The organism is Bacillus timonensis, assembly GCF_000285535.1.
GTDB lineage: Bacteria > Bacillota > Bacilli > Bacillales > Bacillaceae_L > Ferdinandcohnia > Ferdinandcohnia timonensis.
On record NZ_HE610986.1, the window covers coordinates 390,894 to 404,731 of the forward strand.

General features: G+C 39.7%; 16 protein-coding genes. All 16 read right to left on the reverse strand.

The window, feature by feature from the left end; translation table 11 throughout:
- Positions 1-213: 213 nt before the first annotated feature.
- The 16 genes from BTHG_RS10630 to BTHG_RS10710 all read right to left on the reverse strand — a co-directional run bounded on the left by BTHG_RS10630 (position 214) and on the right by BTHG_RS10710 (position 13,684).
- Positions 214-1,011, reverse strand: coding sequence for a Cof-type HAD-IIB family hydrolase (locus BTHG_RS10630; RefSeq protein ID WP_010676727.1), 798 nt, complete (start codon positions 1,009-1,011; stop codon positions 214-216).
- A gap of 201 nt (positions 1,012-1,212) precedes the next feature.
- Complete coding sequence (locus tag BTHG_RS10635) at positions 1,213-1,422, reverse strand: hypothetical protein (protein ID WP_010676728.1); 210 nt, start codon at positions 1,420-1,422, stop codon at positions 1,213-1,215.
- Between the two features lie 228 nt (positions 1,423-1,650).
- Positions 1,651-2,196 carry a signal peptidase I gene (lepB, locus tag BTHG_RS10645; protein ID WP_010676729.1) on the reverse strand — a complete coding sequence of 182 codons (546 nt, stop codon included), beginning with the start codon at positions 2,194-2,196 and terminating at the stop codon, positions 1,651-1,653.
- Positions 2,197-2,396: 200 nt separating this feature from the next.
- Entirely contained in the window at positions 2,397-3,269 is an 873-nt protein-coding gene (locus tag BTHG_RS10650) for a PhnE/PtxC family ABC transporter permease (protein WP_010676730.1), read from the reverse strand.
- Entirely contained in the window at positions 3,269-4,054 is a 786-nt protein-coding gene (locus BTHG_RS10655; RefSeq protein WP_010676731.1) for a PhnE/PtxC family ABC transporter permease, read from the reverse strand. The genes BTHG_RS10650 and BTHG_RS10655 overlap by 1 nt, the downstream gene beginning before the upstream one ends.
- Positions 4,044-4,832: a phosphonate ABC transporter ATP-binding protein gene (gene phnC / locus BTHG_RS10660; protein ID WP_010676732.1), complete on the reverse strand. Its 789-nt coding sequence runs from the start codon at positions 4,830-4,832 to the stop codon at positions 4,044-4,046. Before phnC ends, BTHG_RS10655 begins: the two co-directional genes overlap by 11 nt.
- A 35-nt stretch (positions 4,833-4,867) precedes the next feature.
- Positions 4,868-5,893, reverse strand: coding sequence for a phosphate/phosphite/phosphonate ABC transporter substrate-binding protein (gene phnD, locus BTHG_RS10665; RefSeq protein WP_010676733.1), 1,026 nt, complete (start codon positions 5,891-5,893; stop codon positions 4,868-4,870).
- A 171-nt stretch (positions 5,894-6,064) separates the two neighbouring features.
- Positions 6,065-6,787 carry a phosphonate C-P lyase system protein PhnL gene (locus BTHG_RS10670; protein WP_010676734.1) on the reverse strand — a complete coding sequence of 241 codons (723 nt, stop codon included), beginning with the start codon at positions 6,785-6,787 and terminating at the stop codon, positions 6,065-6,067.
- A 35-nt stretch (positions 6,788-6,822) separates the two neighbouring features.
- Positions 6,823-8,001 (reverse strand): phosphonate metabolism protein PhnM, encoded by a 1,179-nt coding sequence (gene phnM / locus BTHG_RS10675; protein ID WP_010676735.1) that lies wholly within the window; start codon positions 7,999-8,001, stop codon positions 6,823-6,825.
- A gap of 61 nt (positions 8,002-8,062) precedes the next feature.
- Positions 8,063-8,908 (reverse strand): ATP-binding cassette domain-containing protein, encoded by an 846-nt coding sequence (locus tag BTHG_RS10680; protein WP_010676736.1) that lies wholly within the window; start codon positions 8,906-8,908, stop codon positions 8,063-8,065.
- A complete protein-coding gene (locus BTHG_RS10685) occupies positions 8,909-9,757 on the reverse strand; it encodes an alpha-D-ribose 1-methylphosphonate 5-phosphate C-P-lyase PhnJ (protein ID WP_010676737.1) in 849 nt (282 codons plus the stop codon).
- Entirely contained in the window at positions 9,757-10,872 is a 1,116-nt protein-coding gene (locus BTHG_RS10690) for a carbon-phosphorus lyase complex subunit PhnI (protein ID WP_010676738.1), read from the reverse strand. The genes BTHG_RS10685 and BTHG_RS10690 overlap by 1 nt, the downstream gene beginning before the upstream one ends.
- The gene (gene phnH, locus BTHG_RS10695) at positions 10,872-11,477 is read right to left on the reverse strand and encodes a phosphonate C-P lyase system protein PhnH (RefSeq protein ID WP_010676739.1); all 606 of its coding nucleotides are present in this window, start codon (positions 11,475-11,477) and stop codon (positions 10,872-10,874) included. The genes BTHG_RS10690 and phnH overlap by 1 nt, the downstream gene beginning before the upstream one ends.
- A gap of 12 nt (positions 11,478-11,489) precedes the next feature.
- On the reverse strand, positions 11,490-11,912 hold the full coding sequence (gene phnG / locus BTHG_RS10700) for a phosphonate C-P lyase system protein PhnG (protein ID WP_010676740.1): 423 nt from the start codon (positions 11,910-11,912) through the stop codon (positions 11,490-11,492).
- A gap of 151 nt (positions 11,913-12,063) precedes the next feature.
- Positions 12,064-12,765 carry a GntR family transcriptional regulator gene (locus BTHG_RS10705; protein WP_010676741.1) on the reverse strand — a complete coding sequence of 234 codons (702 nt, stop codon included), beginning with the start codon at positions 12,763-12,765 and terminating at the stop codon, positions 12,064-12,066.
- Between the two features lie 40 nt (positions 12,766-12,805).
- Positions 12,806-13,684: a PHP domain-containing protein gene (locus BTHG_RS10710; RefSeq protein ID WP_010676742.1), complete on the reverse strand. Its 879-nt coding sequence runs from the start codon at positions 13,682-13,684 to the stop codon at positions 12,806-12,808.
- Between the last annotated feature and the right edge of the window lie 154 nt (positions 13,685-13,838).

Genomic DNA, 13,838 nt, shown 5'->3' on the forward strand with positions numbered 1-13,838 from the left:
ATATTCTCCTTTTCATTTTTTATAAAAAAACAGGAACATCTGGAAGGAAACGATATGACCTAGTAAGCCTGACAATCACAAATCTTTGTTTGTTAGTAAAAATGAAAAAACCATATAAAAAATCTTACTTATATGGTCGAATGTATTGTGTATTTAGTTTTTATCTGTGTAAAAATAGCTAAATATAGTAATCACAGTACCATTCAACTTTCATTACAGAGCAAACGGTTCATAAGGTTTATACAGATAACGTTCAATAAAATCAGCTAATCCGTCATTTTGGTGGTGCCCTGTAACAAAATCAGCTGCTGTTTTTACTTCTTTACTTGCATTTCCCATTGCCACACCTGTACCTACACGACGAAGCATCTCGATATCATTTGGCCCATCACCAATAGCTACGACTTCTTTTGGGTTAATTCGGTATGCGTGAAGTAAGCTTTTTATCGCGGACCATTTAGAAACGTTTGGAGCAACTAACTCGAATCCGTCATTCCAATCAATGACTTCTGCTTCTTGTTTAAATAAAGCAGATAACTCAGGATTTGCTGTGCCTGTGCGAACACTATATTTAAGAACATCTTGATAGTTAGCTTGTCGCAAATCCCCAATATATCGTGGCGGATTTTGCCCAACGTTTGTCCAATACTCAATTTCATCATCTTTTTCCTTACAATATAGTCCATTTGCTGTGTGAACTAAAACATTACAAGGAATTTCTGTTGTTAGATGATGAAATCGCTCTTCATTTAATTGGAGAGTTCTCATTTGTAACGCTCTGCCCGTCAATGCATCGTGTATAGCAGCACCGTTCAAACAGATCATCGGAGTTCGCAATCCAATTTCTTTATGATAGGGAACAGTTACTTCATAGTGTCGACCAGTGGCTAGAAACACTTTGACTCCCTGATTCATCAGCCTATAAATAGCCTCTAAATTTCGTTGAGAAATATTGTTTGAAGCCGTTAGCAGTGTACCATCCATATCAATAAATATTGCACGCACATTCATGTAAAATGCCTCCTCATTCGTTGATAAACCAATCATATCATCTGAATATTAAAGCCAGGTTAACGTAGTGTTCAGATAACATAAAGTTTATCGCCGAAGCAGAGGAGAGGCCAAATCAAGTAGCGTAACACGTACTAATTGAAATGCTATTTCCTTGAACTTTTTATTGGTGTGCTGAAAAATAATTCAAATAGATTTTGCTTACTTCACCCGTGAATGCCTTTTATCAGCAGCACTTAGTATAAATAAGATAGCAAAGCCCCAGATAATGCCTTGGATCATCATCGTCATCCAATTACCTAATGAAAAGGAAAACGAAAATAGAAATAATAATAATGGGCTCATTACGATTATCGAAAGGCCAATTAAGAATGCCTTTTTCTCAGGTAGTGCTTTAATTTTTGCTAACATTTTTTTCACCCCGTACGTTTTTTATTGCGTTTTTCCTTTTTTTTATCCAAAACATGAGCTATAGCACCAAATAAATTTTCTAGAATGGTATAGATTGCTTCCACCAACACTTCTCCTATCGTTCATCTTTCTTGTGTATACGAAATGAAAAGAAGAAGGTTTCAAATACCGGAACAACAAATAAAAAAGGTGCTATTCCTGCTTGGATGGACGCACCTGAATTTGAAGTTACTTATCAATTATTTTGATTTCTGTAATAGGCCAAATAACGATATTTGTAGTTCCAACTACTTTATCCATAGGGATTGCGCCGATATGACGACTGTCCATACTATTTCGCCGATTATCTCCTATTACAAATAAATGCCCTTCTGGAACTACATCGCCTCCCACTGGGGTTTCCATTAATGTAAATGAATAAGTTAGCGGACCATCAATGACCTCTTTTTTACCTTTGTCTAAATAAGGCTCATCATATGGTTTTCCATTGATGTACAAAGTATCATCTTTATACTCAATACGATCTCCCGGCAAACCAATAACTCTTTTAATATAGTCCTTTTCCTCTGTTGCATGAAATACCACAAGATCGAATCGTTTCGGCTCACCTATTTTTGTTACAATCATTCGATTTTGGTCTTGCAAAGTAGGCTGCATCGAGGCACCTTCAACAACAGCAGGAGTAAAGAAAAACATACGAACGATAAACGCTATTACGATTGCAATGAAGATGGCTTTTATCCATTCCCAAATCTCATTTCTATCTTTAACCACACTTTCACCTTCTCACTTTTTCTCTTATGTAATAAGTTCCACAATATATAGTAGTAATCCTTCTTGGATATCTCAATAATAAGTAACTTTCATTCATTATATTAATCGTTTATTTCTTTTAGACTCGGCTCTGGTTTTACTGTCACTAAGAAAAAGCAACAAGAAAGCATGCAGATTCTCCTCCTCTGCATGCTCTACTATTAGTTTCCTACCTTTAAATGCTTTTTGAATTTTGTTGAAATCACTTCAAGAAGAATGGCAACTGCTAGGATGAAGTAGGTGATTGTACCAATTTCTCTAATATCAAGGTAGAAATTACTTGCCATAAACATATCAAAACCAATTCCTCCAGCACCTGCTGCGGCTCCCATGGCAACAGCGACGGCAAAGTTAATTTCAAAACGGAGGAATGTCCAGGAAATCATATATGTGAGGGAGGATGGAATCACAGCTTGGAAAATAATCTGCCACCAGCTTGCTCCACTTGCTTGAAGAGCTTCGATTACCCCTTTGTCTAGTTCCTCAAACGACTCTGAATAAGCTTTTACTAAGTAGCTGACAGAGTGAAAAGTCATTCCAATGACGGCTGCAACACTTCCTAGTCCAGCTGCTACTGCAAAAATTAAAACCCATAATACAGTCGGAATCGCACGGATAATTGCGACTGCACTCTTAATAATCGAAGATACTCGCTTAGACGTTAAATTTTCTGCAGCAAGTAATCCTAGAAGTACAGCAATAATCGCGCCGAATAAAGTTGTGAGAAAGGCTAACCCAAGTGTCACAAAGACTTGATGGAACGCATGTGAAAAGGTGAAATGGTTAAAATGTGGCTCCAAAAACATTGATTTCAAATTCACAAGCGTATCCTGGACAGCCTGTATAAAATTTAGCTCCTTATAATCAAAGCTAATAAATGCGTAAACCGTTAACAGAGCCAGCGCCAAAAGCGTCATCCTTGTTACAATCGTTGATTTTGTCATTGTTTTGGTTTTAAATTGCTTTTGTTGGTAGGTGCTCTGCAGACTTTTTGACGGTGTTGATACCTTTTCGATTTGTTCGTTTATCTCCATTACAGAATCACCCGCCTTACATAATTTGAGATGGTCTCAATCGATAGAATTGCAATCGCAATGACAATAACCACAAGCGATGCAATATCATAGTTCAGGCTTTTATAGTACAAATTAAACGTAAATCCGATTCCCGAACCAGTTAATAAGCCAATTAATGTTGCACTTCGGATATTCGTCTCAATCATAAATAATACCCAGCTTATCATTTGTGGTAGACTTGACGGTACGACAGATTGGAAGATGATTGAAAAATAACTGGCCCCGGTGGCACGTAATGCTTCAACTGAACCTCCACTAACCTCATCAATCGTTTCGACAAACGCTCTCGTTAAAAACCCGAACGAACCAAAAAACAAGGCAAAGTACCCAGTCAATGAGCTTTGTCCAAACGAAAAGAGGAGAATCATTGCCCACGCAGCCACATCAATATTACGAAAAACGGTAGCAACCCCTCGACTGATGCTTCCAAAAAACAGATTTACTTTCGTCGTGTTTGAACCCATTATCGCAAACAGGATAGCAAATGCAGCGCCTACAGTTGTAGCAGCAACTGAAACGAGAATGGTTTCGATTAGCTTGTCTAGAATATCAGGAAGTTTTGACAAAGAATCGAGTGTCGGATAAAAATTTCCAAATGCCCACTCTACTGCCTTCGGAAGAGAAGTAAAGCCTTTTACAATATTGTACTCCGTAATCAAAATAGCCAAGATTGTGACAACACCTAAAATCAAGAGAAATGAAAATGAATTTCGTCTCTTCTTAGCAAAATAATTAGCTTGCATGGATGCCTCCTAAATCAAAAATTAACTCATCCGCTTCTGATCCGTAAATCAACTGGATGTCTCCTTTTGTGATGGTTTCAGGAGTACCTTCAAAGACAACCTTGCCACTGTTAATCCCAATAATTCTATCAGAATACTTTAACGCAACATCAACTTGGTGGAGGTTGACTAGAACGGTAATGCCCATTGTTGTTGAAATATTTTTCAAATGATCCATAATTGTCTTCGCTGAGTTAGGATCAAGAGAAGCAATTGGCTCGTCACAGAGCATCATTTTCGGATTTTGAATTAAAGCACGGGCAATGCCGACACGCTGTTTCTGACCACCGCTAAGCTGATCAGCCCGTTTGTATATGAAATCTTCAAGGCCGAGTACAGATAAAATATGATTTGCTTGCACCTTTTCTTCCTGGGTGTAGATACCGAGAACACCTGCAATCGTTGATTTTTTCCCTAGATTGCCATGCAATGTATTTTCTATTACACTCAAGCGATTAACCAGATTATAATGTTGAAATATCATTCCAATCTGTGTACGAACAACCTTTAGCTCTTTCTTTCTTAGTTTCAATACATTTTGATTATCAAACATGATTTCCCCGCTTGATGCATCAATCATACGATTGATACAGCGAAGGAGAGTTGATTTCCCTGCTCCAGACGGACCAATGATTGAAACAAACTCTCCCTCTTTTACGGAGAAGGTAACATCTGATAATGCCTTTGTATCACTGCCGAATTGTTTAGATACTTGATTTACTTGCAGTAAGGCTGTCATTGCTAACCTCTCCTTATTCAGTATTCTCCGGATTCCTACTTAGAAAGCTCGCGAATTGGATTAAACCAAGCATCATCTACTTCTACTAAACGCTCATCTGCTGTTTTCTTAAATAGACCCGAGAACTCAGAATCCTCTGGTACAAATACTTTCTCGTTATTTGTAATGTCATCAGATGTCATGATTTCAAGAAGCTGTTTTTGAAGTTCTTCATCAATTGTTTCTGTGTTAATTACAAATGGTGCATTTAAAACTGGAGTAACAGAGATAAGAGAAAATTCTTCCCCCGTAACCGTGTTAAATGGCTCTGCTGCGTCATCTTTAACGCGGTAGACAGCACCTGGTCTATTTTCTTCACCGTCAACTAACTCCACATAGTTGTTTACGCATGTATCACAGAATGCTGCTACATCAGCTTTACCCGATAAAAGGTTAACAGCTGATCCTTGATGAGAACCGCCATATAATACTTCACTAAAGAAGTTGTCGCTACCACCTTCAAGTAAATCCTCTGCTGTTAAATCTTTGAACTCATCTTTCTCGGTAAAATAACTAACAATTCCAGCTGAAGGTACTTTAAATCCTGATGTGGAGCTGTTTGAAACGAATGAGAATTTTTTTCCTAGAATATTATCAATTCCAAACTCATCGCCATTTTTATATTCTTCTGCATTGTCTTTTTCAACAGACAACCAGCTATAGTAAATGGCGTCCTCAAGTGTTCCAGATTCACCTGTTGGAACAACAAGTGGAAGAACCTTGTCATTTTTGTTGTGTGCTTCAATGTAGCCTTGAGCTCCTAAGAAAGCTATATCTGCATTTCCATTTGCGATTGCTTCAATCGCTACGATGTAATCAGTTGTTGTTTGGTGCTCTACTTTTTTACCCGTTTTCTCTTCAATCACTTTACCAATTTCATCACGTGCTTCTGTTAGATCTGCTCCAGATTCATTTGGAAGCCAAGCAATTGTTAACGTATCTTTCGTACTTGCAGAAGATGAACAACCCGCAAACACAACTACCATTGCTACAGCTACTAAAAACAACAAAGTCTTCTTCATGTAAAATCTCCTCACACTATTTTGATTTTTTAAAAACATCTCTTGCTGATTACTATAGCTTCTTAATATAAAGCTACCGTTAATAGAGTCTTAGAGTTTATTAAGATTTCGTAAAAGAACAAATGCGCAAGTCCGACAAGCATTGACGGATTGGCTTATGACCTCGAGTGGCTAGGCGCTGGAACTGGATGTAGCTACGGGAGAAAAAACGCCATTTTGCATGTTATATTCGCGGTCACATAGATCATTCATAAACTCAAGATCATGAAAGATTCCAAGCATTGTTGTTCCCTCTTTCATTAACTGCTCAATCAAAAGCTTTACCTTGATTTTTGATTCGTGATCAAGGCTGGCAGTCGGCTCATCTAATAACAGAAGCCGTGGTTTCTTGACCATCGCACGCGCAATGTTTAGGCGTAGCTTTTCACCACCCGAAAAAGTGGTTGGGTAGCTATCCCATAACTCAGGATCTAATTCAAAATGGGAAAGAATGTTTTCCGTTTCCCTCTCCGCCCTATCATGGTCGTTCCCCATTTCAAGAATAGCCTGCTTCACCAACTGTCTTGCAGTTGTCCTTGGCATGACATTTAAAAATTGCGAGACATAGCCAATTTCATGCTTGCGTAAATACAGCATTTGTCGATTTGATGCTTCTGCTAGGTTTATCGGACCAAACCTTTTCGAGTGATAGAAAATGCTTCCCTGTTCAATCCGATAGGTCCCGTAGATGCATTTTAAAATTGTTGACTTTCCACTACCACTTTTACCTGTAATTCCAACAAACTCTCCTTCTTTCAGTTGAATCCCTACATTTTCAACCGCACGGATATGTTTTCCCACATGATAAAGATGAAAGGATTTAGTTAAATCTCTAATCTCTAGAAGCGTCTCCATCTGACCACCTGCTTTCTATAGTTATTGCTACCACTTTACATACGATAATTCGTCTTCTGAATCAGCTTCCCGTCGACAAAGACACTTGTGATTACTGGGAATTCATCTGTGATTTTTTCAATGATTAGTATATCTGCCTTTTTCCCTTCACAAATAGAGCCGATTTCATGTTCCATTTTGACCGCCTTTGCTGGATTAATGGTGATGAGCTTAACCATCTCCACCAAGCTTTGGTCGTATTGTTCCACTAATGCAAAAATCGAATGGAGCATGGCTGCAGGGTAATAATCACTGCACAAAATATCAATAACCTCATTTTGGATGGCTTCAGCAGCCCCTAAATTCCCACTATGGGAGCCTCCAAGAAGTACGTTAGGCGCACCCGCAATTGTGTACATTCCAAGTTCCTTTGCCCGGCGTGCAACCTCCATCGTTATGGGGAATTCACTAATTGTTGTTCCAAAGCTTTTGACGAGCTCAAGCTTTTCAATCGAATCATCATCATGAGACGCTACTGCGATATGATGCTCGTGCGCAAGCTCTGCAATTTCCTGTATATCCTCCATTGACAGCTTCTCCTTCGTTTCATGCTTTTTAATCAGCACATCAATAGAAGCGTCACTCATATTGTTATAACTTCTCACCGTATTACGCCAAATTTCCAAATGGCGGTATTGGCCCTGTCCGGGTGTGTGGTCCATAAAAGACACCAAATGCACTTTATCCTCTTTTATGTAGTTTTTTAGATTTTCAATGTCTTCCACATTATCAATCTCATATCTTGCATGGAACCTATGGCGTACGAGGTGTTTCGTGTTATGCGTATCGTCAATGAGATCAATTAATTTCTGGACATTCTCAGGTTCCCGTATTGGTTTATAGGAGTAATCCGACCCTTTATATAAAGAAAGGGAGTGGAACATCGTTGTAATGCCGTGTGAAATCAGTTCTTTCTCTGTTTCTCGTAGACTCAAATCAAAATTCATAAGTGAAGTCGGTCTTGGTGCTGCCATATGCTCAATGTAATCAGAATGAATATCAATAAAACCGGGCGTTACATACCCTCCAGCTGCATCAATAATTTCCATTTGCTCCTCAAATTTAATCTCACCCTTTGGTGCGATTCTCTCAATTCGATCCTCTTTGATAAAAAGGTCATAGCCATGCAATATTGCGTCTTCTGTGATTAGTCTTCCATTTGTAATAACAAACAAACTACTTCCTCCTCGTGTATGAATGGAAATATCTTTTTTAACGGAATGCGATTAATCTCGATTACAGCAAGGAGTGAACCAGCTGTTGAGTATACGCATGCTGTGGGTCCTCGAGAATTTGATCGGTTAACCCTTGCTCAATCACTCTACCTTCGAGCATTACCATCGTTCGGTCAGCTAGCATCCGAACCACACCTAAATCATGTGAAACGAGCACAATACTAATGTTCAGTTCACGTTGCAAACCTTTAATTAAATCAAGGACACTTGCTTGGACAGATAAATCCAACCCTGTCGTAACCTCATCTAATAAAAGCAACGGGGGATTATTGGACAAAGCTTTCGCGATTTGGACACGCTGCTGCATTCCCCCAGAAAACTTCTTCGGTTCTTCCTTCCGGCGGTGTATCGGAATATTCACCTTATCAAGAAGCTCTGTTCCCCTCTCTTCCATCATGCCGACATGATAACTGCCAGCGGCAATTAATTTCTCCGCAATATTACCAATGGAAGAAAAATTCATTTTCAATCCAAGGATTGGATTTTGATACACCTTGCCCATCATATGATTGCGAATATAACGCTGTTGCTGGGAAGACTCTTCAAATAAGTTCCTCTCACCATGTTCATAATCGGCAATATAAGCCTCGCCACTTGTTACATCCTGGTCAAAGTACAGGCATTGCATTAATGTCGACTTCCCGCTACCGCTTTCTCCGACTATACCAAGCACTTCTCCGGGAAAAACATCAAACGAAACATCACGGCACGCATACACGGTACCGCATATTTGACAGTAGTTTTTCACCAAAGATGGGGAATCAGTGGCTTGACAGTGCACACAGCCAGGACCATATTGTTTATTTAAATGTCGTACCGATAATACCGGCATTTCAAATTCAGCCATTTATTTCACTCCAACTGGTTCGTTTAGTTTTTCAAGACAATAGCTAGTATCATTACATTGATACACTGTTTCATTCGTCACTTCATCAACTAGTTCATCTAAGAAAACATCGGTTGATCCACATAGTCTACAATGCTTCCCATAAAAGGACTCTAGTTGAAACGGATAGTCCTCAAAGTCCAACGAAACAACCTTTGTATATGGTGGGACAGCATACACCTTCTTTTCACGGCCAGCCCCTAATAAAATGAGTGCTTCACTATCATTCATTTTCGGATTATCAAAACGTGGAATGGGACTTGGTGCCATTACATACCGATCATGGACAAGGACTGGGTGATCCGCGTCTGTTGTCATACTTCCGTATTTCATAATCTGTTCAAACAGCATAAGCCAAGCACCACTGTATTCTTTTTCTGCATGAAGTTTTTTCGTTTCTGTTTCACTCGGCTCATAGTAGCGAAGCGGTTCTGGGAGCGGTACCTGTAAAACTAGAATTTGATCCTTGTTCAGTGGAACCTCTGGGATTCTATGTCTCGATTGAATAAGGGTCGCTTCCTTTGTATGTTCTGTCGTCTTCACACCAGTTGTGTCCGTCACGAGTTTTTTGATATTGACGGCATTTACTGATTCATCCGAACCCTGGTCAATGACTTTTAGTACATCCGATTTTCCGATTAGCGATAATGTCAGCTGCAAACCTCCCGTTCCCCAACCACGACCAATCGGCATTTCCCTTGATGCAAATGGAACCTGGTAACCAGGGACGGCAATTGCCTTTAGGGTGGCTCTTCTGATTTCTCGTTTTGACCCTTCATCAAAGAATGCGAAATTGTATGTAACATTCATCAACTTCTCACCTCTTCCCTTTCCTTTTGCTTCGTTTTCCTCACGCTATCAAGCTTGGATTGGAACGTGACATAATGAGGCATTTTCAAATGGGAAATAAAGCCTGTCGATTCGACAGAATCAATATGGAATAAAACAAACTCCTCATTATGACTTGGAAACTCAAGGTTTGGATGCTCGAGACTGTTGTCTAAAATGCCCATTGCGATTGCCTTTGTTTCATTCTGACCAAAGCAAAGTCCATACCCAATCTCAAACTCGATTTCCTTTTTCCCATATTCTTTTTCTACCGTTACCGGCATAAGCATTTCTGCTTCGGTTACCTTGATTTCCCCAATATAAAATGCATCGTCCTCATTCTCTGGATGGATTGGATGATCAATTGTTACCGGTAGCCTACCCACACGGAGTTCACCAACCGTCGGATGTAAAGCCCCATACCCCCTAATGACCGCATATGCTAACGAGGTTACCGCCCCAGTTTCACCTCTCGTTAAGATTTGCAGCCGCTCGCTTCGACTCGATGGAAAGGCTAGGCTTTCTCGCGTTACGTCGTCTGGCTCTTTGTCATTGTTTTCACAAGGAGGTATCAAGCCTTCCTTGCGTAAGTAATCAAGTACCTTTGGCAATTTAAGTTGTGCATTCTCCTCATGTTTTTGCTTGTTTTCCTGTTCATACTCCTCCAACCATTCTTGAATGCTACAATCGGTTTCCTTCATTAATTTGAAATCGAGTAGACGGTGAGTATAGTCAGTCGTTGCCCCAAGGATTTGACCACCTGGAATGTCTTTAAAACTTGCAGAAATTCTTCTCTCAATCTTCATTTCTTCAGACTCAATGACTCTCGAATAGTGCTTACGTGGAATAGTTGAGCGAAATGCCCTTAATAAAAACACTGCTTCTTCCGGATTTCCTTCTGCTTGCTTGATTGCCAAGGCTGCTAATGTCTCATCGTATAGACTGCTTTCAGACATTACCTGGTCAATTAAACCGCGCATGCCAGCTTTGATTTTTTCGACTTCCATCGTTAGCCCTTTTTGTGTTCTTTCATAGGTAAGACGCTTAATCGATTCTTCAATTGCCTGCGTTCCACCCTTAACTGCTACATATCCCATTAAATCATCACCCTATTTTCGGTAATTTGTGTAGTTCGCGGCAATGATAAGAGCTGATGTGCTCCATCAACAAACATCAAATCAATGCCGAGTGGATATTCTTTATTCTTTTCTTGACGAACTTCAATCCAATCACCCTGTGTGACAATTTCAACTGACACGGTTGACTGAATACCAGGTCCTTTTAATAGCAGTGAACCACCGCTACGTACTTCCTCCGCTTCAATGAAGACCGTCGCAGAGTGCTGTGGATTTCTTAATGTACCGGGCTTTGCTTTTGTGAGAACATCTGATAAGATGCTAGCTTTTGCATCCTTTAGTACGAAAATATAATCAGCCTGTTCGATGTTAGCAGGCTTTGCATATGTATATTGATGAATGATTGCAGAAACCGTTTCTTCATTTTCAGAAACAACCTTAAAGGACACTTCTTGATCAAGTAGTGTAAGTGCCACTACTATGAGTGATGCTGTGCAGTCTGTTTGAATATCAGCTTCAAGGAGTTCCGCCTCTTTTTGGAGATTCGAAATAAGTCCTGGCCTTGAGGTGGAATCAACCATTTTTCGGTACACAGCTTGAAGATCATGAACGAGATCAAGCTTCATTTTCTCTACCTCCTATAAATCCATCGTTTCAAAGTTTACTTTTGTTTTTAAAATGGAGTGATTAACAGATTCTTGCTGTTTTAGAATCATTTTCTCCTCCTCCAAAAGCCTATCAATCCATTCTTTTGTTTCTGGAAGTCCTGCTACAAAGGCTGCATCAATAATGGCAAGCTGATAAGCAAGCTCGGGTTGATCGCCCGCTACAATACCAATTCCAATCTTGTTAAGAATCTGTACCTTGGACTCGGTCACAAATACCTCACCTGGATAAAACAAGCTTTTCTTTGACGTTTCACGCATCTTTACCATAACTAAGCTATTCTCTGGCTCTTGAATCACATTCACCTCATAGTGATTTTGAATAGACTTTGCGAAAGCCTCTACCAGGTCACGCGAGCCATTGATTAAAATTTCTGTTCTTCGTCTTCTCTTCATTTAAAGGCCACCACCTTTCTTTCTTCTACACCTATTAATCTACCTTGTTGCCAAGTGAGTGCACGTAAAAGAAAGGTGAAGTTTGTTTTGTTTTTGTAAAGGGTGTCCGAACCAAATAAAAAAAGCCACCATACGGTGACCATACTCTTTTCTATATCACATAAGTGAAACAATCACTTCTATAAATAATCTTTGAATATTCAAGCATTGTACCGGTCTTCCTGTCACCACAACCGGATTCCACGAGCAATAGTGGTACAAGGCTTGGACACTTTAATACCTCCCGCTCCCGTTCATTTGGAAACATGACACTTAATTGACTTCTACCCGGCTTAAAATCAGAATAGCCTTGGTTACGATAATATTGAAAAATAGAAGTAATCCCACTTCCATCCCGATTGATATTTTCGAACACCGATTGAGCCAAGTAAGAAGTGTGCACCGCAATTGGGCAATCCTCAACAATGCGTAACCTACTAATTTTAAATACCGAATCTCCCTCACATACTTGTAAAGCGTGGTAAATAGAGGAATCATAGACTATTTGTTCGCAAGAAAGATTGATTGTTTCATAATCATATTTAAGCTCTCTCATTTTTTCGCTAAAGCTAACATCTCCTGTTAAGATAAGCGGGATTTGGAGCTTTTGATTTTGAACATAGCTTCCTTTTCCTTGCTTTGAAAAAATATAACCAAGCTCCTGCAAGCGTTCATAAGCTTTCCGGACAACCATTCTTGGCACTTTATACTGGTCTGCTAGCTCATTCTCTGACGGAAGCTTGTCATTCGGCTTATAATTCCCCTGACGAATATCCAAAATCAGTTTGTCAACCAGTACCGTTTTTTCAAACATCTAGATTGCTCCTTTCAAAACCAACGAAACTTCAAATTATTTAATTGTGTGGTGTCACCTCAGATGGTAAACCTTGCTTTCTTCTACTCTGAATAGCTGCAATTGTTTCAACACCAGGACTTTTACTACCTAGTCGTACAAGCTTTTCTCCGTAGGATCCATGGAAATCAGAACCACCTGTTTTAATAAGATTATAAACGGCTGCTAGCATTGTTGCCCTTTCCTCATGCACTTTCTGATGGAGAGGATGCCACACTTCAATTCCCTGTAGTCCCGCTTCAACTAATTCCGGGACCATCTCAAAATTTCCATACTGCCCTGGATGAGCAAGCACGGGTACTCCACCTGCATCACGAATAATTTGTATCGCCACTTTAGCATCTATATATTTCATCGGAATAAAAGCAATGCCTGGTTCCTCTCCATTTTGTCCCCGATTAAAAAGCTTATTATAAAGGGGACCGTATATTGAATCCGTATAGTTCGCTTCAATTAAGGCTTGCATGATATGCTGCTTATACACACCCGTGCCTCCTCGAGATATTTCTAAGCAGCGTTCCCATGTAATTTCATAGCCTGCTGCGATAAGGCGCTCAACCATTTCCTTCGATGCCAAATGTCTTTGTTCAATTAATGGCTGGCAAACGGACTCAATCGCTTTATGTCCTGGTTCAATATAATATCCCAATATATGTACTCGTCTGCCACGTTCGAAATCATAGCCTGAAACTTCAATACCTGGGATGATTTCAATTCCGCTGCTCTTACCAACCTTAACTGCGTGCTGAAGCCCTTGAGTGGTATCATGGTTTGTAACGGCTAAATGTGTAACACTTTCCTGAATCGCTAATGAAATGACTTCCTCAATCGAGAGTGGGCAATCGGAAATATTTGTATGACAATGAAGTTCTACCTTCAAGTTATTCCCTCCTTACGCTTTTCTTTAGAATAACTTGGTACCATGTAAAATAGGTTAATAGAATGTAAATTTGTATAAAAGTTACGTAAAGTCATAAGGAGCTATCTACAAAAAAGTAGCGCTAATCCCTAGGAACTGGATTAACGCTACTATT